The following is a 22,380-nucleotide window of genomic DNA, read 5'->3' on the forward strand; positions in this document are numbered from 1 at the left end:
ACTTGAATTTTCTCGCTGAATTAATAATACAATACAAGAGTTAATTTGATTCAGAGAAGCGGACATTTTTGAGAGCTAAGGACGTGTTGTATCTACGTCCTTAGCAAATAAAGTGATGAAGGAAGGACCCCTAATAGGGAAATGGAAATTTTCATCATAGCTTTTAACTATTCAAGATTTAGTCAAATACCCGTACAACTTACTCTCCACAGCATTCTCTAATAGCAGATTCATATGCACTACAGATATTGGTTCATTATTCTTATCCAGCATAGACGCCTGTATAGCGCTTGCTTGATCGGGATGTGCTTTACCTAGATAGTAGAATTCAGTTCCGTCGGCATCATCTTTTTTAACGAAAACATGAAGGTCGATCTTTAAGCGGTCTGCCTCAAGAATCGTTTTAACCTCCTCAGATTCAAGTGTTCGTCTACTCCTTGTTGACCACGTTAGAACCTCTGCGTTGATGAAGTTTTCTTGATATTTCGTACTTGCTTCTATTTCTTCCTGTTTGTGATAGGTTACAAAGATTGGGCAAGTCTGATGTTTTGTTTTATAACCATAGATAGTTGAGCCCTCATCATTACTCCAATTCAAAAGTTTACAAGAATCTTTTCTGGAATACTTCTTGTATAAAGTTAAGGGTTCGCCACAATCATACTGTTCATTTTTATGAAATGCAGTCTGAATAATATCAAAGATCATTTCTCGAAAATACATATTATTCTTTAGCGAATTAGCCAACATTGGGTGGAAAACATAATTTTGAGATGGATCGAATTGCACTACAGCTGTTTCTCCATATTTTTTCCTTGTTGGTTCTGTGAAAAATGATAGGTTGAGTACACGTGTGACAGAATCAATAGTTCTGGAATCTGTTGGGCATCCATTCTCCATAAGGGCATTCATATACTCCGTCGAAGTAACATTATCTTTAGAGAAAAGTAAGTTTATTAATACAATTTCATGCTTACGTTTTCCATTAAGAATCTCTGCTGATAACATCGCTATATAATTCTTCTCGTGCTCTGATAAGATGGGAATGTTTTCTTTAATCTTTTGTAGAAAGTGATAATAGCTTGAATGCTCATCAGTGAATATAAGCGGATCAATTGAATTTGCTTCAATGAAATCCATTAGTTTGGGTATTCGATTAAGGCGATTTTTAAGTTGAGAGTAAGATTCTTTAAGAATCTTAAGTGCTGTAAGATTGCTATTACTAATCGAGCGATAAATTTGTTGAATGGCAATTTCTTCGAAGTTAATGGTTGAGATGCCCTTAATATAACTGGTGTCTTTCATATGACGACGGATATTATCTTTGTTCTGAGTCTGGTCTCCAGAAAGGGCTACAGGAATCAAATAATTATTTTTATAGTTACCAATAAAGTCGATGATCGTGACGAACTCTTTATTAGGATGCTTACGTAAGCCACGCCCTAGCTGCTGAACAAACACTATACTGGACTGAGTTTGACGAAGCATCACAACTTGGTTAATACAAGGGATATCGATTCCTTCATTGAAAATATCTACAGTTAAGATATAGTCTAGGTTACCTGATTCAAGATCAGTTACACAGCGCTCCCGTGTTTCTTGACTATCGCTTCCAGTCAAAGCTACTGTACGATAACCTTTCATATTTAGAATGTTAGATAGCTCGATAGCTTCTTCTCTGCGACTACAAAAGATCAATCCCTTTATGGCTTCCCCTGAGTAACCGTAATATTCAATCTTTTCAATTACATAAGATACTCTTTCATCAGTGACTAACTGGGAGAGTAGAGTCGTATCGTCAATGATTTGGCCGTTGTATTCAAAGTCAGTAACGCCAAAGTAGTGAAATGGACACAACATATCTTCCTCCAAAGCTTCCTGAAGGCGAATTTCATAAGCAATGTTGTAGTCGAAGAGTTCATATATATTAAATTCATCAGTACGTTCTGGAGTTGCTGTCATGCCCAGTAGGAACTTAGGTTTGAAATGTTCGATGACTTTAAGGTAGGAACGTGCTCCGGCTTTGTGAACCTCGTCAATCAAAATATAATCAAACGCCTCAGGATTAAAATTGCTTAATGACGAGTCCTGAGAGATGGTTTGAATTGTAGCAAAGAGGTACTTGGCCTCTGTTTCTTTACTGTTTCCAGATAAAATACCAAAATCACTGTCCGCACCGCCTAGAATTCGCTGATAATCAGCCAAAGCTTTTTGCAAAATTTGTTCTCGGTGTACTACGAATAACATTCTGCTTGGAGCAAAGCTTTTCACGTCAAAAGCAGAGAGATAGGTTTTTCCTGTTCCTGTCGCTGAAATAACAAGTCCTTTAACTGCCCCTGTTGTGCGCAACTCTTTTAGATTTTGTAGTGCTCTCTCCTGCATTTTATTAGGTGAGACTAAACCAGATACGGCTTGAGGGAACTTTTCAGGAGTGAAGGGCATTGCTAGTCGATCATTAAGGGTTACCCTCTGAAACTCTTCATAAAGAATTTGATATAATTCGATCCATTTATTCGTTAGTGGAACAGCATTTAGCCATACCTTTTCAAACTCACTATGGAACTGCCCAAGAAGGCCCCCATGTTTAAATGAGGTTAATTTCACGTTCCATTCGTAGTTGGCCTTTAATGCTGCTGCAGTCAGATTAGAGCTTCCCATAATGATTGTTGAATGATCTTCATGTTGAAAAACGTAACCTTTAGCATGAAAACCACTTAGATCTGTCAAACGAACTTCAACATTCGTTATTTTTAGCAACTCACTATATATTTTTGGCTTGTTAAAGTTTAGATAATTGGAAGTTAGAATTTTACCAGTAATTCCTCGTGATTTCAGATCAGCTAAATGAGATTTAAGAGTGGCTAAGCCACTCTCCGTAATAAATGCAACAGAAATTATGAAAGAGGAACAGTGATCAAGCTCCTCTAGCAAAGGTGTAAGCACGTAATCATTGGTGTCCTTATTATTGACTAATAGTTTTGGCTTATATTTATCCGGTGAATCCTGTTGATGGTCAATAAATGCCCAATTTAAAGAACTGTTCAAATGTAGAAGGGGATTGTCCATTTCAATTCCCCAGTGTTTCTTGAATTTTTTGAACAGCAGGAATATCAGCAGGTGCCCATTCTAAAGACATCAATTCATTAGCAGGTAGCCATTGTATGGCAATATGTTCAGTTAAGGTTGGTGTACCTTTTAATAGATTGCAATAAAAAGTAGTGAGATGAACAAAACCAAAGTCATATTCATACACAGTGGTCTCGATCGCTTCACCAATTTCGATTGTGCAGTTCATTTCTTCATCGATCTCTCGTTTTAGTGCAGACTGTGGTGTTTCGCCATCCTCAATTTTCCCGCCTGGGAATTCCCACATGTAAGCCAATGCTTTGCTAGCTCCTCGCTGCGCACAAAGTATCTTTTCATTTTCAATGATTACAGCACCAACTACATGAATATGTTTTTTCATTAGTTCCCTCCGGTTATGCAGCTTAATGAGAAAGTTATAGATTCTGCATTGATAATACTATTTTAGTATAATTTCATTAATGTTTACATACTGCATATGAGGAAGGGGTCCGGCTCCGCAGAATTCTATAGATACAGCGCGATTTGGGCGGGACTAGATCAGCATGAGGGTAATCATTTCGTTTTAGATTAATGCAACTGAGATTTTCTTACTTTATGAATTGATTTGTGGTACAGTAACTCCAGAAAAAAAGTATAATACAAAGAGAGCCGTGCTGGACACACGACTCTCTGCGCAATAGCCGCTTTTAATGGCGTAGGCTTTTAAAGGTTATCCGTTGAAATAGGACCGCTACCTTTGACCGGGCGGCCTATTTCTATTTGTGGAAAGATAGAATCAGCAAAACCCAAAACTGAATCCCCCAAAAAAGCTCAAGCGCAGGCTTCCCATCCCTGCCTTTGAGCTTTTTTCTATGCAGTTCAAGACTCCCCTCTGGAAATTTTTTCTCCCGTCGTAATACTTTCGCCATGTTCGTTCAGCATGATTTCAGCGATGATAGAACCTGTAAGATGATAACGCGGAGCGCGTTCATCATACATCCGGTTCTTATCCGGGCGGGCGTAACGAGGCGGGGATCTCAGGTGATCCCGCAGTGCCGGCATGTATGTTACGGTATCCTTTACGGTCCGTTTCGGTAAGAGTCACTTTGGGGGTTCGATTCCCTAATCGCCTTCTAAGCGACGTTGGTACAGTACTCGATTTCCATCGAGCGACTATTGAAGCAAATTGTGAGTAAGCAAACCAATGGACAGGATCTCTGGCGGCTAGTCTAGCGCTACTGCGGAAGGGCTTTGCAATCCGTGGATACCGATAGTAGGACAGCAGGGGAGGCTACGGTAAGGACAGAAGGGAACGAAAGCCGGCTGAAGTATGGGTTAGCCTCGGGCTTAAGTGTCCTCCCGGACCCCCCGGCAGGGCCGCCTGTCTCAAACGTGATTCCGCCTGAGCTGCAGCGGGATTCTGTCAGCCATTGGTCAAACATGAAGGGGGCATACATATGTTGAAGCAAATAACGATTCAAGCGGACCAGCGCGGTCTGCTCTTTCATAAGGGAAGTTATGTGAAGCGGCTGCTGCCGGGAACCTACCGTTACTTCTCATGGTCGCAGCATACAGTGGCAGTACTGAATATTGCCAAACCGTTTGGTGTCGAGGGTAAAGACCTGCAGCTGTTCCTACAGGATGATGAACTCCTCCGGGAGCTCGATGTCGTACGCGTACAGGATCATGAGATTGTTCTGCACTATGAGGATGGTCAATTCATGCAAGTGCTGAAGCCGGGTGTGTATGCTTATTGGAACCTCCTGAGAAAGCACACCTTCGTACATATGGATATCAGACAGCCGGAGCTGCCTGCCGGGATCGACCGCTCGATTATCCCGAAGCTTACTCCGTATGTGCAGTGCTGCGAAATCGCGAGCTACGAGCAGGGATTCCTGTTCTATGATCATACGCTCCAGCGGGAGCTTACACCGGGTAAGTATTATTTCTGGAAGGGACCGGTCTCGGTGCTGACGAAGACGGTCGATCTGAGACAGCAGCAGATGGATCTGGTTGGCCAGGAAATGATGACGGAAGATAAGGTTACTCTGCGTCTGAATTTCGTATGCCAGTACACAATCGTAAGTCCGCACCGCGTTCTGGAGATGAAGGCTTTTGACGAGCAGATACACATCCAGCTTCAGCTCCTGCTCCGGGAGTATGTCGGGACGCTGAAATTGGACGATCTCCTGAAACGAAAAGAGGATGTTGCCACATTCATTCTGTCCCGTATCCAGGAGAAGGAAGAGGCGTTCGGGGTGCGTTTCCTCGGGGCGGGGGTGAAGGATGTAATTCTGCCGGGGGAAATGAAGGACATCCTAAACACCGTGCTGCTCGCAGAAAAGAAGGCGCAGGCGAACCTGCTTACCCGCCGGGAAGAGACGGCTTCCACGCGCAGCCTGTTGAATACAGCGAAGCTGATGGATGAGAATCAGACCCTTTTCCGACTGAAGGAGCTGGAATTCCTCGAGAAAATATGCGACAAAATCGGCTCTATCTCTGTAACCGGCGGTGGAGACCTCCTGGAGCGGTTAAGCTCGCTTATCGGCAGTAATAGGTAGATCGCCTCCTGGCGGTCTATTATTTTATGCAGATAGAGAGAAGTAAGCTTAGTCAAAGTTCCGGAAAACAGGTAATTACATAGAAGCTATAGAACTAAGCTATAGAGCCGATTAAGCCAAACCCGAGGAAGTGAACCCATGGACAACAAAGCAAAGAAAATCCTCATGAACACCTTCTGGACCTCAGCCGGCTGGAAGAGTAGTCCTGCTGCCTTTGCCGGTGAGGATTTCGACTATGCCAAAAGCAAAGGCCTGATGTTCGATCCTGTGACCATTACTCATGACAAGATTGTCTTGCGGCTGCATGAGCTGCATCAGACGATTACCAAGGAGCGGGTAGCCGATGCGTTCCTGCACAGTCTGTCGACGAAGAAGGTCCATTTGCGGAGCGCCCTGTCAAGCTGGGCTCTGACTTCCGCGCTACCTGTACATAATTATGAGCAGCGGAGTGTTGTACGGCCCAATTATAGCAGCTGCGGGGATTGTAACTTTTACAGATTAATGTCAGACCGGGAATATATAAATAATGATCTGAATGTGCTGAATTTCGAACGGGTCAAATGGGGCGGTATTCGTCTGAACTGGCTTTTATACTGCTGGATGGACCTTGAATTATTAAGTAAAGAAGAAGAGTTCGAGGTTACCACCGAGGATACTGCCATACTCTCCGGGATGCTCGAAGCGATACGGGATTGTGCGGACCATGAGAGTGCGCGGATGCTGGAGAAGCGGTGGAAGGACGTGATTCCCTCCAGTAAGAATGAACGGGATGTGTTAATGGAGATCTGGGGCTATGCCGGATTGCTGGTACCGCGGGACACACCCCGGAAACGCAAAGGTGGGAGTCATGATTTTAACTCTATGGCGGAGTGGCAGGGAGAAGACGGCTATTCTCGGGAGGCGGTAGAGTTGTATTTTGGTGTGTTTTTGTAGATTCACTATGAACTTGAATGACGCTTAGATGAAATTCGGACAAGGAGGCACGCTCATTATGAACACCCCGGAACACATCCAGAGGATACTTGAAGACAACAGAAGAAAGCTGCTGGCTCTCAATCCCGAAGAACGCTTTATACGCTTCTATGAAACGGATAAGCCTTACGGTTGTTTCTCTAATTTTGCCAAGTACCCCATAGTGTTAAAAGGCAAGGCGTGGGCAACCACGGAGCATTATTTTCAGGCGCAGAAGTTCGCAGGTACTGAGCATGAGGAAGAGGTCCGGCTCGCCGGAACGCCGATGGAGACAGCACGCTTGGGGCGGGACCGGAGTAAGCCGCTTCGTTTCGATTGGGAAGAATGCAAGGTAGAGGTCATGAGAGAAGCGCTGATGGCTAAGGTTGAGCAGCATCCTGATATAAAGTCCATCCTTTTGTCTACAGGCGATTGTACCTTAGTTGAACATACGGCCAATGATGCCTACTGGGGAGACGGGGGTAACGGCCAAGGCGGCAATATGCTGGGCAAGCTGCTGATGGAGATTAGGAACGGATTAGATGAATATGTGCCGGAATTCTTGCTGCCGCAGTGGATAGTGTATCCTGAAATTGAGCCGTTCAGCATTGGCTGGAGAATGGGGTATGGTGAAGATTACTTGATGCACTTATGGGAATGGAGAGAGCAGCAGTCGCCGGAGGCGCTGAAGGAGTACGATGCGTACTTCACTCCGCCGGAGGAGTGGACTGAGGCTAAAAGAATCCAAGAGGAATATAGGAAAAAGAATAAGGATCAGGACTGAACCCCGTAGACAATCCATTACTTCATGCCGCCACCCTTCGTGGCGGTTTTCTTGTTTATTCTACGTTTAGCGCTGTCGTGTAGAATAAATTGATGTAGAAAAAATGAAAATAATGGAGGAAAAGGCATTGAGATTTAAACGGATAATCGCCTTGTTGCTGGTGTTTGCGATGATCATACCGACGGGCTTGATACATGCGGCTGATCTGGTATTGAAAGATGATTTAAATATTATGAAGTATACTTCTGCTGGATTGAGAGACCTGGAGGATACTATTGATGTTACGGATGAATCGTATGAGGCAGAGATAATTGTTACCTTTGAGTACGGGGAGGCATCTTATCCTCCAGATTATGTTCAATTATCCATTGTGGAAGAAAATCCGGTAGGCAAGCGGATTGTGGGCAATACACTGTTCGTTGATAAAGGAGCACCAGCTGGAACAATTACCATCAAAGCTGTATTGCCGGATAATTTTTATACTACTCATACTATTACTGTGAATTCAGGTGGGGGTACTCCGCAACCGGCGCAGCCAAGAATAGCCCCTACGCCACTGGATACAAGTGATCTTAATCATCTCATCGTAAGTGCAACGGCACTGGATGACAGTGTTCATAATGTACAGATGAGAACATTTTTTAAGCATGCCTATGGTATGGTGCCGGGTGACATTATTAGCCTGACACGGGAAGACGACAATAGTTCAGTATTTTCTGCTGACATTACCTATCAAGTCAAGAGTAAGATAAGAGAATTCAATGCGTATGAAATGACTTATTTTTTCACTATGTTAGATGAAGATGGGAGATTCCTGCAATATCCCGAGGTTATTGACATGAACTCGTTGGAAGGAGCTTTGACGGTTAAGTTGGCTGATCCGCCGGACTTTTCCACAGCAGCTATAGTCGAGCACACTCCGCCTGTTGTTACCAGTTTCGACAATATACCCGCTACATTCAAGATTACGCAGTTGCAGGAAGGCGAAGTTCCAACAATCAATGTCTATTACAGGTCAGAATTAACTTCCGATGGATTAAGTATAGTGAAGGGTATGGGCCAACTAACCCATGTGGACGGCGATACGTACACCGTTAATTTGGCTGATCCCGAATTTAAACAAATGGAAGCCTATACGATAGAGTACTTTATATCCACCAATCGGGGCTACCAATGGTACTATTATCCGCAGGGCATGAATCCTTATGCTCTTACTGGCTTATATAGCACCTCTATCCCGCGTGAACTATACGGTTCGGAGGAACCGGAAGAGCCGGAAGAACCAGAAAGTCCCGAGATCACTAGGGATGACTTGTATTTAAAAGTTATCGAGGCATCCGACCTTTATCTATATAGTATTGAGGGAGATGGCGAAGGACAATACTCAAGACAAGCAAAAGACGCTTTAAACGATGCCATTATGCAAGCAGTAGATGTGTACCACTATTCAGATAATCAAGCAGAGATTAAAAATGCACATCAAATGTTATCTGATGCCATAGAGATATTTCGCGCGGCAGCAGTGACACCATTTCAGGCCAAGATTAGCTATGCGCAAAGGATATTCGATTATACCACTGTGGGGACAGACTACGGTCAATATCCGGCTGAGGCAAGAGATACGTTAGGAGCTGCTATTACTTCGGCTAAAGAATGGAATAATCCCACCTCTACCGAAGCTGAGCTAGAGGCTGCCTATCAAGCTTTGGATGCCGCAATTACAAAATTCTTAGACTCCGAAATTAAGAGGGGAGATCCCTCGGTACTCCAGGAGACAATTGGTGAGATATGGGATTTCCTGAGGTTTGCTTCGGAAGGAGATGGACCAGGACAGTATCCTTCATCAGCTTACACAGATTTGTACAGTGTCATCGATGCAGCAAATGTTCTGATTAGGAATTCAGGGACCGAAGCACAAATTAATGAAGCCTATGAAAATTTGGTGAATGCACTACAGGTTTTTAAGGATTCAAAGAATCCCGATACTAATAAAGTAGCGCTCCAGGCTGGCATCGAGACTGCCCGGGCATTTTTGGATGCCAGTGAAGTAGGTACCAAAGTTGGACAATATCCGGCAGATTCGAAGGACATTCTCCAAGGTTCCATAGATGCTGCGTGGGAGACGTTAATCAACCTGATGTCTACTCAATTGGAAGTTGATCAAGCGTTAGCGAGTATGAATAATTCATTGGCGAATTTTAAGGCGTCTGTAATTAAGGCGGGAGACAATACAGCACTACAAGCCGCAATTACTGAGGCGAAAATCCTCCTGGAGGGAAGTACTGAAGGAAATGCTGTAGGAGAATATCCGCTAGAAGCCATGGACTTACTGGCATCCGCGATTACAAATGCAGAAAACTTGGCAAATGAAGAAGCGACTCAAGTAGCAATGGATGAGGCTATCCTAACTCTGAACAACGCAGTTGTAGCTTTTGAAGCTGCGGTGATCAAGGAAGGGAACAGCACAGAGCTCCAACTCAAAATTGAAGCAGCAAGAAATCTTTTGAGTTTTAGCGCAGAGGGTGATCGCCCTGGAGAGTATCCGTCAGAAGCCTTCGATGCTTTGGATAAGGCTGTTGAAGCTGCCGAGTCTCTGATGGATTCCCCCGGGACACAGCAACAGATTGATGATGCCCATCATGATTTGGTACAAGCAATCGAAGCTTTCGAAAATGCTAAGATTCAGGAGGGCGAGTATGCCCCGCTTCTAATGGCGTTGTCGGAGGCAATGACACTCTATGATACTAGCCCGGAGGGCTACGGTGCAGGGCAATATTGGCCGGAAGTCAAAGCGTTGTTCATGACAGCCATTGAGGCGGCAAACATAGTAGTAGGCGGGCCGTCAACTCAAGAAGAAATAGAGGAAGCACTTCAAACACTTGCGGATGCGGTTGAAGATTTTCAGAAATCTGTAGTTCGTGCCGGGGACAGCACAAATCTTCAATTGGCCATTACGGATTTGACCACTCTTTTGAGCAACAGCAAAGAGGGGGATGACGCAGGAGAATATCCGGCAGGATCAAAAGCGATTTTGCAATCAGCGGTTACGGCAGCATCGAATGTGATCAGCGAACCGGCTACCCAGCAGGAGATTGATCAGGCTTATGAGGAACTGATAGATGCCGCAGGTATTTTCATCGCTAAAATAATTCCAGCGGGCAATATCTCGAAAGCTCTCGAAAAAATTTATGAGGTAGGCAGGCTTTTGGAGGCCAGCAAAGCAGGAACCGGAGTTGGACAATATCCGGCTGAGGCAATAGCAGCATTGGAGGCAGTATTTGATGCAGCGATTATTGTGGTCGATAAACCCTCTTCGCAAGTGAAGCTTGATGCTACTTACCAAGCCCTTGTAGACGCGGTCGATGTGTTTAAGAAGGCGCAGATACTGGCTGGAGACACTGAAGAAGCTGATGTGGTAGTTACCGGCGCAGAAACGCTGCTGAGAGACAGCATTGTAGGCGAAGGCTTAGGTGAGTACCCGCTGGCAGCCAAAACAACACTGGAAGCAGCGATTGCAGCAGCTAAGGAAGTGTTTGAACAACCAGCGACACAAGCGCAGATTGATACAGCTAAAGCGGCGTTGGAAGCGGCAATTACCGCATTTGTAGCTAAGGTAAATGGAGCAGGTAGCAGCGAAGAAGCTGACGCGGTAGTGATCGGCGCAGAAACGCTACTGAAAGACAGCGTTGTAGGTGAATGCGTAGGCGAATATCCGCTGACAGCCAAAACAGGACTGGAAGCAGCGATTGCAGCAGCTAAGGAAGTGTTGGAACAACCAGCGACACAAGCGCAGATTGACACAGCTAAAGCGGCGCTGGAAGCAGCGATCGCAACTTTCAAAAATACAGTGAATAAAGAAGGCAGCAGCGAAGAAGCTGATGCAGCTATGACCGGCGCAGAAACGCTGCTGAGAGACAGCATTGTAGGCAAAGGCGTAGGTGAGTACCCGCTGACAGCCAAAACAACACTGGAAGCTGCGATTGCAGCAGCCAAGGAAGTGTTTGAACAACCGGCAACACAAGCGCAGATTGATACAGCCAAAGCTACATTAGAAGCAGCAATCAAGACATTTGAAGCTGCGGTGAATAAAGAAGGCAGCAGCGAAGAAGCAGGAACAGCTGTGATAGAAGCAGAAGCGTTGCTGAAAGATAGTGTTGTAGGTGAAGGCGTAGGCGAATATCCGCAGGCAGCCAAAACAACACTGGAAGCTGCTATTGCAGCAGCTAAGGAAGTGCTGGAACAACCAGCGACACAAGCGCAGATTGATACAGCTAAAGCGGCGTTGGAAGCAGCGATCACAACTTTCAAGAATACAGTGAATAAAGAAGGCAGCAGCGAAGAAGCTGATGCAGCTGTGACCGGCGCAGAAACGCTGCTGAGAGACAGCATTGTAGGCGAAGGCGTAGGCCAATATCCACTGTCTGCCAAAACAACACTGGAGGCTGCGATTGCAGCAGCCAAGGAAGTGTTTGAACAACCGGCAACACAAGCGCAGATTGATACAGCTAAGGCGGCGTTGGAAGCGGCAATTACCGCATTTGTAGCTAAGGTAAATGGAGCAGGTAGCAGTGAAGAAGCTGATGCGGTAGTGATCGGCGCAGGAACGCTACTGAAAGACAGCGTTGTAGGTGAAGGCTTAGGTGAGTACCCGCTGGCAGCCAAAACAACACTGGAAGCAGCGATTGCAGCAGCCAAGGAAGTGTTCGAAAACCCGGCAACGCAAGCTCAGATCGATGAGGCCAAAGCGACGCTGGAAGCAGCAATCAAGACATTTGAAGCTACGGTGAATAAAGAAGGCAGCAGCGAAGAAGCTGACGCAGCTGTGACCGAAGCAGAAACATTGCTGGTCGATGTGCCAGTAGGGGAAGGTGTAGGCCAATATCCGTCTGAAGCGGTCGACGTGTTGAAGGCAGCCATCAAGGCAGCCAAAGAAGTGTTTGAACATCCAGCAACTCAGGCGCAGATCGATGAGGCCAAAGCTACATTAGAAGCAGCAATCACAACATTTGAAGCTGCAGTGAATAAAGAAGGCAGCAGCGAAGAAGCTGATGCAGCTGTGACCGAAGCAGAAGCATTGCTGGTTGATGTACCAGTAGGCGAGGGCGTAGGCCAATATCCGTCAGAAGCAGTCGACGTATTGAAAGCAGCAATCAAGGCAGCGAAAGAAGTGTTCGAAAACCCGGCAACGCAGGCGCAGATTGACGAAGCGAAAGCAACGTTGGAAGCAGCAATCACGACATTTGAAGCTGCGGTAAATAAAGAAGGCAGCAGCGAAGAAGCTGACGCAGCTGTGACCGAAGCAGAAGCACTGCTGGTCGATGTACCAGTAGGCGAAGGCGTTGGCCAATATCCGTCAGAAGCAGTCGACGTGTTAAAAGCAGCCATCCAGGCAGCCAAGGAAGTGTTTGAACACCCAGCCACGCAAGCGCAGATTGATGAAGCCAAAGCTACATTGGAAGCAGCCATTATAACATTTGAAGCTGCGGTTAATACAAAAGGCAGCAGCGAAGAGGCTGACGCAGCTGTGACCGAAGCAGAAACATTGCTGGTTGATGTACCAGTAGGCGAAGGCGTAGGCCAGTATCCGGCCGAAGCGGTCGACGTATTGAAAGCAGCCATCCAGGCAGCTAAGGAAGTGTTTGATCACCCGGCAACACAAGCACAAATTGACGAAGCGAAAGCAACGTTGGAAGCGGCAATCAAGACATTTGAAGCTAGGGTGAATAAAGAAGGCAGCAGCGAAGAAGCTGACGCAGCTGTGACCGAAGCAGAAGCATTGCTGGTCGATGTGCCAGTAGGGGAAGGTGTAGGCCAATATCCGTCTGAAGCGGTCGACGTGTTGAAGGCAGCCATCAAGGCAGCCAAAGAAGTGTTTGAACATCCAGCAACTCAGGCGCAGATCGATGAGGCCAAAGCTACATTAGAAGCAGCAATCACAACATTTGAAGCTGCGGTAAATAAAGAAGGTAGCAGTGAAGCAGCTGACGCAGCTGTGACCGAAGCAGGAGCATTGCTGGTCGATGTGCCAGTAGGCGAAGGCGTAGGCCAATACCCGTCAGAAGCAGTCGACGTGTTGAAAGCAGCAATCAAGGCAGCTAAGGAAGTATTTGATCACCCGGCAACACAAGCTCAGATTGATGAAGCCAAAGCAACATTGGAAGAGGCAATCACAACTTTCAAAAATGCAGTGAATAAAGAAGGCAGCAGCGAAGAAGCTGACACAACTGTGACCGAAGCAGAAACATTGCTGGTTGATGTACCAGTAGGCGAAGGCGTAGGCCAGTATCCGGCCGAAGCGGTCGACGTATTGAAAGCAGCCATCAAGGCAGCCAAAGAAGTGTTTGATCACCCGGCAACGCAAGCGCAGATTGATGAAGCCAAAGCTACGTTGGAAGCCGCAATCAAGACATTTGAAGCTGCAGTGAATAAAGAAGGGAGCAGCGAAGAAGCTGACACAGCTGTGACCGAAGCAGAAGCATTGCTGGTCGATGTACCAGTAGGCGAAGGCGTAGGCCAATACCCGGCTGAAGCCGTAGAAGTGTTGAAAGCCGCGATCGCAGCAGCGAAGGAAGTGTTCAGTAACCCGGCGACGCAAGCGCAGATTGACGAAGCCAAAGCGACGCTGGAAGCAGCAATCAAGACATTTAAAGCTGCGGTTAATACAAAAGGCAGCAGCGAAGAAGCTGACGCAGCCGTAACGGGTGCACAAACGCTGCTGAAAGACAGCATCGTAGGCGAAGGCGTAGGCCAATATCCGGCTGAAGCTGTAAAAGTGTTGGAAGCTGCGATCGCAGCAGCCAAAGAAGTGCTTGAAAACCCAGCAACACAAGCACAAATCGACGCAGCGAAAGCGACGTTGGAAGCAGCGGTGGCAGCCTTTGAAGCGGCAGTCATTCAAGCTGGAAATGCTGGAGAGATTCAAGCCCAAATTATTGAAGCGACCACTCTTTTAAATGAAAGCACAGAGGGCAACGGCGTAGGACAGTATCCGGCGGGTTCCAAAGCAATCCTGCAAGCCGCAATTACGGCGGCGGAAAATGCCATCCGCACGGCGGCAACACAAGCAGAGATTGACAAGGCTAATGAGCAATTAACAGCGGCTTATAATGCCTTCCGGGCAGCTGTAATCAAGACTGCACCGGTAGATTCGTATACACCGCCGGTTAGCAACTATACCCCACCGGCAGCTACACAGCCTGTGACACAGCCGTCTACCAAAATTACAGATGGGCTGAACACAGTTGAAACGGGACAAGGCACAGTAAAAACAGCTGCGTCTGAGGTTCAAGAGATCATGAAGGCTGCGAAGCCGGTTATTCTTGAATCTACGCTTGGTGTAATTGATTTTGGTAAGAATGGCTTGAACGTACCGGAGCTCAAACTAGGATTAGGTGCTTCCCTGGAGTTAGGAATACTTATGACAGAGAAGTCCAAAACCGATGAGGTGTTGGCAGGAGCCAAGCTGGATCAGGCGGGCTTGCAGCCGCTAGGCGGGAAGGTTCTGGACCTGATTGCCCAGCTGAATTATTCGAACGGCACCAGTACGAGAATCAAGAGCTTCGCTGAACCGGTCAAAGTCACGATTAACTTGAAGGAGCTAGGATTGACCGGTGATACGGCCAACCTGACAGCGGTTCGATTCGTACCTCAGGCAGACGGCACGTATAAGACGATCAAGCTTGGCGGGGTCTATATCCCGGCAACGAATAGCTTTGAGTTCTATACGGACAGCTTCAGCTTGTACAGCATCGTTAAGGCCGATTCGCTCACCAAGATTACGTTCAAGGTTGACAGCAAGGAGTATTCAATTGGAACACTTGCTAAGCAAAACGATGTGCCGCCTGTTATCCAGGAGCAAAGAACCCTGGTGCCGATCCGGGCTGTAGCGGAAGCTTTGGGCGCTGAAGTCAAGTGGGACCACGCAACCAAAACAGCTACCATTACGCTTGACGGTAAAGTGCTGACAATGACTTTGGGAGAATTGATTGAAGGCATGGACGTACCTGCGCAGGCGATTGACGGCAGAATCATGGTGCCGCTGCGTTACGTTTCGGAAGCCTTAGGAGCTTATGTCATGTGGTTCCCGCAAGACAAACGGATCGAGATTATCCGTTAGTATCATCCTAATCTAAAAAGCCGGTTGCCTGTTTCAGGGCAATCGGCTTTTGTCTGCTTATTAAACTTTCTGCTTACCTGTTCAATCTATGCATCATCTCACGGATGGGGGTGCCCGGCTGTGTTCCCAGCTCCTGCAGCAGAACCTCCTCCAGCTTGCGGTACCGCCGGATGGCCTCGCTTGTTCTTCCGATTCCGATCAACAGCCGGATGGCCTGTCCGGCGATATCCTCGCGCAGGGCGTCGATCCGGAGGATTTCATCATATGCCTGCAGTGCCTGCTCCGTCTGATGCTGCTCGAGATAGATACGTGCGGCCAACTCTTGCAGCTCTATATAATCCTGCTCCAGGCGGCGCGCCTTGGTGCTGGCCCATTCGTAGGTTTTACCCTTAAGAAAAGGTCCGGTATACAAAGCTGCTGCCTGTTTCAGTAATTCCGTATGCCCGTCCCGGTTCATTCTGATTTCTCTCAGCAAACGCTCGAATGCATACAGGTCACAGGACAGGGAATTCTCCACAATCTGTACCTCATTCCGGTCAGGCAGCAGGCATACCTTAAGCCCGCTTTCACTGATAGCTTTGCGGATATAATACAGATTGCTATTCAGGTTGTTGCTTGCCTTCCCGGATTCAAACCCGCTCCACAGGGTGTCCATGATCTCGTCACGGCTGACTGAGCGTTTGTACAGGAGATAAGCGAACAGCTCCTCCGTCTTGGGGCTCCTCAGCTTGAGAGGCTTCCTGTCCGGTCCGGGGTGCAGCAGCTTAAAGCCGCCGAACATGCATACCTCCAGCACAGGCTCCACCTCCGGCCGCCTCGGCCGCCTCCTTATTTTATCCAGAGTCTGTCTTACCCGTTCCGCAGAAACCGGCTTCAGCAGATAGTCAGTCGCGCTGGCGTCGAACGCCTGAAGTGCATATTCCTCATAGCCGGTAACGAATACCACGTCCATGGCCTCATATAGCTCATGAAGCTGCCGGGACAACTTCATCCCGCTTACCTCCGGCATGGAAATATCCAGAAAAGCAATATCGATAGGGTTGTCCCTGGCATATTCATAGGCCTTCACCGGATTCTGGAAGGTCTGGCAGATCACGACCTCTCCGCTCTCGGACAGAACCCAGCTGAGCTGATTAAGTGAAAGCCGTTCATCATCGACAATTATCGCCCGAAGCATATGTTCACCTCCTTATTCTTTTTTAGCCAGATCTGCCCTCTGCCAATCTTCCGGCAGCCCGGGACGCATCCCCTGCCGTTATCCTTAATGGCAAACCCGACCGCACCATTCTCCAGCCGGCCCAGCCGCTCCTTGATCATCATGAGTCATTAGTCCTAGAAAATCTAATCAGCCATTAATATTAGCAAATTACAGATGGGCTTTCAATTAGAATTCACACCGGGAAAAGTCTATTTGTGTCGGCACGGAGGAAAAATGGTACGGACACTACATAAAAGATCCTTACTATACCTTTTGACTATAACCAGATATCATTTTTAAGTGTTACGTACCTCTAAGTCCTCCATGCTAGAATTTAGACACAAGAGAAAGAGATGTATGAGAATAGAGGAGGACTATATATGTGCAATAGATTTCAAATCGTAGGCAGCCTGCTGCGTCCGGCGGAGCTATTAGAATATAAACAGCAGATTGAACACCGTGATGATATCCAGTATCCCTTTTACCAGGACTTTCAGGGGTATGAGCAGTGTGAATCGGAGGCCATTCAGGCTGTAGTGGATAAAGAAAGAGACAACGGGTTGTCCATTCTTACGGATGGGGAATACTCCAAATCGATGTGGCATCTGGACTTCGTCTGGGGCTTCCAGGGGATTGACCGCTATATCGCGGATCATGGATATTTCTTCAGAGATATAGATGGAGCTTCCAAATATGAGACCAGAAAAGATATCGGTCTGCGCATTACAGGTGAATTGGGCGGAAAGAACCATCATTTCATTCATGCCTATAAGAAGCTTCAGGCTCTTGCCGGCGACCGTGAGACCAAGCTGTGCGTACCTTCACCATCCCATATTTTTGGTGAGCTGTCCTGGTCGGATAACATTGGCAGTACAGGAGTGTATAAGGACAAAGATGAGCTGAAAGACGGTCTGGTTAAGGCTTATAAGGATTTTGTAGGGGAATTCGCTGCTGCAGGAGGACAAATTCTGCAATTCGACGATTGCTTATGGGAGTTATTTGCCGATGATAACCCGAACTCTCCATTTACCGGCGAGAAAATCAATCATGAGGAAGTACAGGGTCTGGCTGCAGAATTTATTGACATCAACAACACCATTATTGATTATGGTCATAGCTTAGGCCTCAAAATGTGGACGCATAACTGCCGCGGCAACTACGATTCCCGTAATATGGGCGGCGGCTCGTATGCCAAGATTGCGAATCTGTTCCTGAAGCAGCTGAAGTACGACCGCTTCTTCCTGGAATGGGATGATGACCGTGCAGGCTCCCTGGAGGCGCTGGCGGTATTCAAAGATAAACCGGAGACGGAAATTGTATTAGGCTTACTGTCTTCCAAAACGAATACGCTTGACGATGAGGCCCGTGTAGTTCAAATGCTTGATGAAGCATCAAAAATTATTGATAAGGACAGATTGTTACTGTCCCATCAATGCGGGTTCGCGTCCTGCGATGGCGGTAATGAATTAACGGAAGATGAGCAGTGGGCGAAGATTAGACAAGGACAAGAAATTGCCCTGCAATATTGGGGTTAAGTAACAAATAACAATCGCCCTCCACACGGCTCTCTTGAGCGTAGGGAGGGCGATCTTTTTAAGAATCTGTATAAATCTCCACTTGATCTACTCCACCAGCCCCAATAAATACCCGTAATGCTCCGCTTCCATCTGGTCCAGGGGGATGAAGCGGATGGAGGCGCTGTTGATGCAGTAGCGTTTGCCGCCGCGGTCTTCGGGGCCGTCATCGAACACATGACCCAGGTGGATATCGCCGGATTGGCTGCGGACCTCGGTGCGCTCCATGCCGAAGCTGGTGTCTGTGGTGTAAGTTACCACCTCCGGGGTAACCGGCTTCGTGAAGCTGGGCCATCCGCAACCGGAATCGTATTTGTCCCGGCTGGTGAATAAGGGCTCTCCAGTCGTGATATCGACATACAGGCCAGGTTCGTAATTGTCCCAGTATTCGTTGCTGAAGGCATGTTCGGTATCATTGTTGACAGCGACCGCATACTGTTCAGCGGTTAATTGTTCCTTCAATTGTTCATCGGAGGGGCGGGGGTATTGGGCAGGATCAATCACAACCGCTTGCTCATCCAGAATACTTAAGTCAATGTGGCAGTACCCGTTCGGGTTCTTCTCCAGATAATCCTGATGGTACTCCTCGGCCAGATAATAGTTTTTCAGAGGCAGAACCTCCGTTACGATCGGCTTATCATAGTTTGCCTGCTCCTGATCTACGGCCTGCTGAATGATGGCTGCATCCTCTGGGGACGAATAGTAGATTCCTGTCCGATATTGAACGCCTCTATCATTGCCTTGCTTATTCCGGCTGGTAGGATCAACCACTTTGAAATAAGACTCCAGCAATTGCTGCAGCGTCACTTGCTTCGGATCATATTTCACATGAACGGTCTCCGCGAACCCCCGGTCCCCGCGAATGACATCTTCATAGGCCGGATTCTCGCCTTCCCCGTTGGCATAACCTGAGGTTACATCCTGAACCCCCTGAATGCGGGACATATAAGCCTCCACACCCCAGAAGCAGCCGCCCGCCAGGTACAGATTGTGCAGATCCTTATCAGCAATGGGAGTGGTCTTGACAGTGCGGACCGTGGACGTCATTTCCCCGAAGGTCTGGGTAATTTGCTCATTGGAAGCATGACCCGGGAGTGATTTCACTAGATTTCCGTCTGCATCAATATAAAAGGAGGTAGGGAATGCCCTGACTTCAAATTTCTTGGCCCATACCCCATCCTCATCCAAAAGTACGGTTAAGTTGTCATAAGACTGTCTGTTGAACCACTCTGTAAATTCCTTGGAGGACTTCTCTCCCTTGGAATCCGGTGTAACAATCGTGATCACCTGGAAATCATTCTCTTGCCCGGCCAAGGTATTCAGGTCCTCAAGTCCGGCCAGACAGATGGAACACCAGGAAGCCCAGTACTTCACATACACTTTCTTACCCTGTAGATCCGACAGTTGAAGAGAGTTACCCTTCAGATCCTGTAATGCAAAGTCAGGTGCAGGCTTTCCTTTGTCCATTGCAGCGGGGGAGCCGGTATTGCCGGCGGGTGCGTTCGGCTTCGTACCACAGGCCATCAGGAGCGACAGCATTCCGCCAATCACCAGGACATATCCCATCCATTTCCACGCACTCCTCATAGCTAACCCTCCTAGCGATTTATTGAATCCAGCCGACAATCGTATTCAGCCGGTCTGTCATAAGCAGCAGTCCCATTACAATCAGCATACAGCCGGACGCGATTTTGATTCCTCCCATGAATCTGTACAAGCGGCGAATCCGCTTCACCAGAACTTCCGAGAATACGGATATGACCAGGAAGGGGAGGGCTAAACCGAGCGTATACAGAAACATGAGGAAGCCTCCATAAGCTGGAGAGCTTTCACCGGCAGCGATGCTGAGAATGCCTGCGAGTACCGGGCCGATGCAGGGAGTCCATCCGAAGCTGAACGTCAGACCGAGCAGGAAAGCACCTATATATCCGCCTTTTGTAACACGATTGCTGGATAGTTTTTTTTCCCGTTCCAGCCAAGATAACTTGATGAGGCCTGTCTGATAGATCCCGAATAAGATAACGATAGCTCCGCAGATGGCAATGAATCTCGGGCTGGATATGATATTGCCAAGGATGCCGGAACCGAAACCAAGTAAGATGAAGACTACAGATAGTCCAAGCACAAACAATAACGTCCGCATCATAAAACTGGAACGAAACCGGAAGGAACTGGTGTCAGCCACTCCCTGATTCGTGCCGTCTGCTAGGCTTCCTGACAGATAAGACACATATACCGGAAGCAACGGCAGAATACATGGCGCAAAAAACGATAACAGCCCTGCGCCGAATACGCCGAACAGAAATATTGAATCACCGGCCAAATCAGTCACCACCTTAATAAATGCTGCTTACCCTGACCCGTTATAGATGGGAACGGTGAACCAGAAGCAGCTGCCTGCTCCCTGCACACTGTGCACCCCAATTGCGCCGCCATGAAGCTCAACAATTGATTGTGCGATGGCGAGGCCCAGACCGGCACCCCCGTTGTTCTTGCTGCGTGATTTATCAATCCGGTAGAACCGTTCGAATATACGTGCGGTCTCCTCCGCTTCAATTCCCTGGCCTTCATCGGTCACTGAGATTCGCAGGTATTTACCCTCTTCAGCGGCAGCCAGAATGACCTTTCCTTCCACAGGTGAATGCTGAATGGCATTCTGCAATAAATTGGACAAGACCCGCTTAATCTGCGCAGGCATCATCAGAGCGGCAGGCAGTTTATCCGGCAGATCAATCTCCACGTTCAGCTTCTTCTCCGCGAGGTGAAACGAGAAGCTCTCCAGCGTACTGATCAGCAGCTCATCGGCATGACAAGGCAGCGGGTCGAAGATTTCACCTTTGGCTTCCAGACTGGATAATTCAAATAGATCATGAATCAGCCCCCCGAGCCGCTTTGTTTCCAGCCGGATGGTATTCAGATAACGTTGAAAGGTAACCTCATCCTGAATGACATCGTCCTCCAGCGCTTCAACAAACGATTGAATAGAGGCGAGGGGGGTCCGCAGATCGTGGGAGACATTCGCAATCAGCTCCCGGCGCGCGGATTCAGAATGGTGCAGATTGTCGAAGCTTTCCTTCAGCTTGAAGCTCATTACATTGAATTGCTGTGCCAATAGCTTGAACTCCTGCGGGCCGATTAAGGGGACTTCGGTATGGAAATCCCCTTCGGCAATTCGCACAGTCTGCTGTGTAATCCGTGCAATGGATTTCTCTAACGGCCGTGTCAGCAAATGCTGCAGGATGAAGGAGAGCAAGCCTACCCCGGCCGTTATACCAGACAACCAATAGAATTGATCGATGGTGAGGAGCATTTTGGAGTAGCTGACGAATAAACAGATGAGTAATACGCCAATCCCCGTGAGGCTGGACAACAATAAATACGTACGCAGTTTCATTAGATGCCATCCCCCGCAAACTTATAGCCTATTCCCCAGACCGTCTTGATATATTTCGGATCAGAGGGAGTCTGTTCGATCTTCTCTCTTAATCTCCGGATATGCACGGTAACTGTTGTGGTATCTCCTTCGTAGCTGAAATCCCATATTTTGCTCAGAATCTGGGTCCGCGAGAACGCCTGGCCAGGATGACTTGCCAGCAAGTACAGCATCTCGAACTCTGTGACCGTCAAGTCAATCACTTGCCCGCTGATCTCCACCGTACGCTTCGCTACGTCCACGGTAAGTCCTTCATACTTAATGGTGTGTTCAGCGGCGGTAACGGGCGATGCCTGAACCACCCGCATTCTGCGCAGGATCGCCTGCACACGCAGCACGAGTTCTCTTGGACTGAAGGGTTTGGTCAAATAATCGTCAGCCCCCATCGTCAGCCCCATCAGACGGTCCTGTTCCTCCCCGCGGGCCGTCAGCATAATGATCGGGACATCTTCAGTCTGCCGAACCTCGTTGCACACTTCCCAGCCATTCTTATGCGGCATCATCAGATCGAGCACAATCAGGCTGGGAGTCTGACTGCGCCACAGCTCCAGCGCCTCTAATCCGTCTTTGGCGGTGATCACCAGGTAACCTTCCCGTTCAAGATATCTGCGGCACACATCGGTAATATTTGAATCATCATCAGCGACCAGTATTCGTTCATTCACCCTAACCCACCCCATATCCGGAAAAATACATTTGA

14 protein-coding genes are annotated in these 22,380 nt (G+C 47.7%); 5 read left to right on the forward strand and 9 right to left on the reverse strand.

Annotation, left to right across the window (positions count from 1 at the left end):
- Positions 1 to 171: 171 nt before the first annotated feature.
- The 3 genes from NSU01_RS03885 to NSU01_RS03895 form a co-directional block, all read right to left on the reverse strand.
- The gene (locus tag NSU01_RS03885) at positions 172 to 3,063 is read right to left on the reverse strand and encodes a DEAD/DEAH box helicase (RefSeq protein ID WP_076248129.1); all 2,892 of its coding nucleotides are present in this window, start codon (positions 3,061 to 3,063) and stop codon (positions 172 to 174) included.
- A gap of 1 nt (position 3,064) precedes the next feature.
- Complete coding sequence (locus tag NSU01_RS03890) at positions 3,065 to 3,463, reverse strand: (deoxy)nucleoside triphosphate pyrophosphohydrolase (RefSeq protein ID WP_042133504.1); 399 nt, start codon at positions 3,461 to 3,463, stop codon at positions 3,065 to 3,067.
- A 479-nt stretch (positions 3,464 to 3,942) separates the two neighbouring features.
- Complete coding sequence (locus tag NSU01_RS03895) at positions 3,943 to 4,125, reverse strand: hypothetical protein (RefSeq protein ID WP_076248131.1); 183 nt, start codon at positions 4,123 to 4,125, stop codon at positions 3,943 to 3,945.
- A gap of 395 nt (positions 4,126 to 4,520) precedes the next feature.
- Here NSU01_RS03895 and NSU01_RS03900 point away from each other — a divergent pair, with 395 nt between their 5' ends.
- The 4 genes from NSU01_RS03900 (at position 4,521) to NSU01_RS03915 (ending at position 15,475) form a co-directional block, all read left to right on the forward strand.
- Entirely contained in the window at positions 4,521 to 5,624 is a 1,104-nt protein-coding gene (locus NSU01_RS03900; protein ID WP_076248132.1) for a slipin family protein, read from the forward strand.
- Positions 5,625 to 5,762: 138 nt separating this feature from the next.
- Positions 5,763 to 6,557 carry a hypothetical protein gene (locus tag NSU01_RS03905; protein WP_076248134.1) on the forward strand — a complete coding sequence of 265 codons (795 nt, stop codon included), beginning with the start codon at positions 5,763 to 5,765 and terminating at the stop codon, positions 6,555 to 6,557.
- A 58-nt stretch (positions 6,558 to 6,615) separates the two neighbouring features.
- Positions 6,616 to 7,359, forward strand: coding sequence for an NADAR family protein (locus NSU01_RS03910; protein ID WP_076248136.1), 744 nt, complete (start codon positions 6,616 to 6,618; stop codon positions 7,357 to 7,359).
- Between the two features lie 127 nt (positions 7,360 to 7,486).
- Positions 7,487 to 15,475: a stalk domain-containing protein gene (locus NSU01_RS03915; RefSeq protein WP_339302570.1), complete on the forward strand. Its 7,989-nt coding sequence runs from the start codon at positions 7,487 to 7,489 to the stop codon at positions 15,473 to 15,475.
- Positions 15,476 to 15,548: 73 nt separating this feature from the next.
- On the opposite strand, the gene NSU01_RS03920 is transcribed toward NSU01_RS03915, so the two are convergent.
- Both NSU01_RS03920 and NSU01_RS03925 read right to left on the reverse strand, forming a co-directional pair.
- The gene (locus tag NSU01_RS03920; protein WP_076248934.1) at positions 15,549 to 16,652 is read right to left on the reverse strand and encodes a response regulator; all 1,104 of its coding nucleotides are present in this window, start codon (positions 16,650 to 16,652) and stop codon (positions 15,549 to 15,551) included.
- Complete coding sequence (locus NSU01_RS03925; RefSeq protein WP_179093664.1) at positions 16,637 to 16,795, reverse strand: hypothetical protein; 159 nt, start codon at positions 16,793 to 16,795, stop codon at positions 16,637 to 16,639. Before NSU01_RS03925 ends, NSU01_RS03920 begins: the two co-directional genes overlap by 16 nt.
- A gap of 258 nt (positions 16,796 to 17,053) precedes the next feature.
- On the opposite strand from NSU01_RS03925, the gene NSU01_RS03930 reads away from it, so the two are divergent.
- Entirely contained in the window at positions 17,054 to 18,208 is a 1,155-nt protein-coding gene (locus NSU01_RS03930; RefSeq protein WP_076248932.1) for a cobalamin-independent methionine synthase II family protein, read from the forward strand.
- 87 nt (positions 18,209 to 18,295) lie between these two features.
- Here NSU01_RS03930 and msrAB read toward each other — a convergent pair whose 3' ends face one another.
- The 4 genes from msrAB to NSU01_RS03950 are packed head-to-tail and all read right to left on the reverse strand — an operon-like array spanning position 18,296 to position 22,345.
- The gene (gene msrAB, locus NSU01_RS03935) at positions 18,296 to 19,834 is read right to left on the reverse strand and encodes a bifunctional peptide-methionine (S)-S-oxide reductase MsrA/peptide-methionine (R)-S-oxide reductase MsrB (protein ID WP_197074328.1); all 1,539 of its coding nucleotides are present in this window, start codon (positions 19,832 to 19,834) and stop codon (positions 18,296 to 18,298) included.
- A gap of 19 nt (positions 19,835 to 19,853) precedes the next feature.
- Entirely contained in the window at positions 19,854 to 20,570 is a 717-nt protein-coding gene (locus NSU01_RS03940; RefSeq protein WP_076248930.1) for a cytochrome c biogenesis protein CcdA, read from the reverse strand.
- Positions 20,571 to 20,597: 27 nt separating this feature from the next.
- Positions 20,598 to 21,641, reverse strand: coding sequence for an ATP-binding protein (locus tag NSU01_RS03945; protein WP_076248928.1), 1,044 nt, complete (start codon positions 21,639 to 21,641; stop codon positions 20,598 to 20,600).
- The gene (locus tag NSU01_RS03950; protein ID WP_042133522.1) at positions 21,641 to 22,345 is read right to left on the reverse strand and encodes a response regulator transcription factor; all 705 of its coding nucleotides are present in this window, start codon (positions 22,343 to 22,345) and stop codon (positions 21,641 to 21,643) included. The genes NSU01_RS03945 and NSU01_RS03950 overlap by 1 nt, the downstream gene beginning before the upstream one ends.
- Positions 22,346 to 22,380: the final 35 nt, after the last annotated feature.

The organism is Paenibacillus sp. FSL H8-0259 (genome assembly GCF_037963255.1).
Classification (GTDB): domain Bacteria; phylum Bacillota; class Bacilli; order Paenibacillales; family Paenibacillaceae; genus Paenibacillus_AQ; species Paenibacillus_AQ phytohabitans.

Excerpts from the sequence above, each read along its gene's own strand:
- NSU01_RS03885 (WP_076248129.1), bottom strand. The coding sequence starts at position 3,063 with ATGGACAATCCCCTTCTACATTTGAACAGTTCTTTAAATTGGGCATTT.
- NSU01_RS03890 (WP_042133504.1), bottom strand. The coding sequence starts at position 3,463 with ATGAAAAAACATATTCATGTAGTTGGTGCTGTAATCATTGAAAATGAA.
- NSU01_RS03895 (WP_076248131.1), bottom strand. The coding sequence starts at position 4,125 with ATGCCGGCACTGCGGGATCACCTGAGATCCCCGCCTCGTTACGCCCGC.
- NSU01_RS03900 (WP_076248132.1), top strand. The coding sequence starts at position 4,521 with ATGTTGAAGCAAATAACGATTCAAGCGGACCAGCGCGGTCTGCTCTTT.
- NSU01_RS03905 (WP_076248134.1), top strand. The coding sequence starts at position 5,763 with ATGGACAACAAAGCAAAGAAAATCCTCATGAACACCTTCTGGACCTCA.
- NSU01_RS03910 (WP_076248136.1), top strand. The coding sequence starts at position 6,616 with ATGAACACCCCGGAACACATCCAGAGGATACTTGAAGACAACAGAAGA.
- NSU01_RS03920 (WP_076248934.1), bottom strand. The coding sequence starts at position 16,652 with ATGCTTCGGGCGATAATTGTCGATGATGAACGGCTTTCACTTAATCAG.
- NSU01_RS03925 (WP_179093664.1), bottom strand. The coding sequence starts at position 16,795 with ATGATGATCAAGGAGCGGCTGGGCCGGCTGGAGAATGGTGCGGTCGGG.
- NSU01_RS03930 (WP_076248932.1), top strand. The coding sequence starts at position 17,054 with ATGTGCAATAGATTTCAAATCGTAGGCAGCCTGCTGCGTCCGGCGGAG.
- msrAB (WP_197074328.1), bottom strand. The coding sequence starts at position 19,834 with ATGAGGAGTGCGTGGAAATGGATGGGATATGTCCTGGTGATTGGCGGA.
- NSU01_RS03945 (WP_076248928.1), bottom strand. The coding sequence starts at position 21,641 with ATGAAACTGCGTACGTATTTATTGTTGTCCAGCCTCACGGGGATTGGC.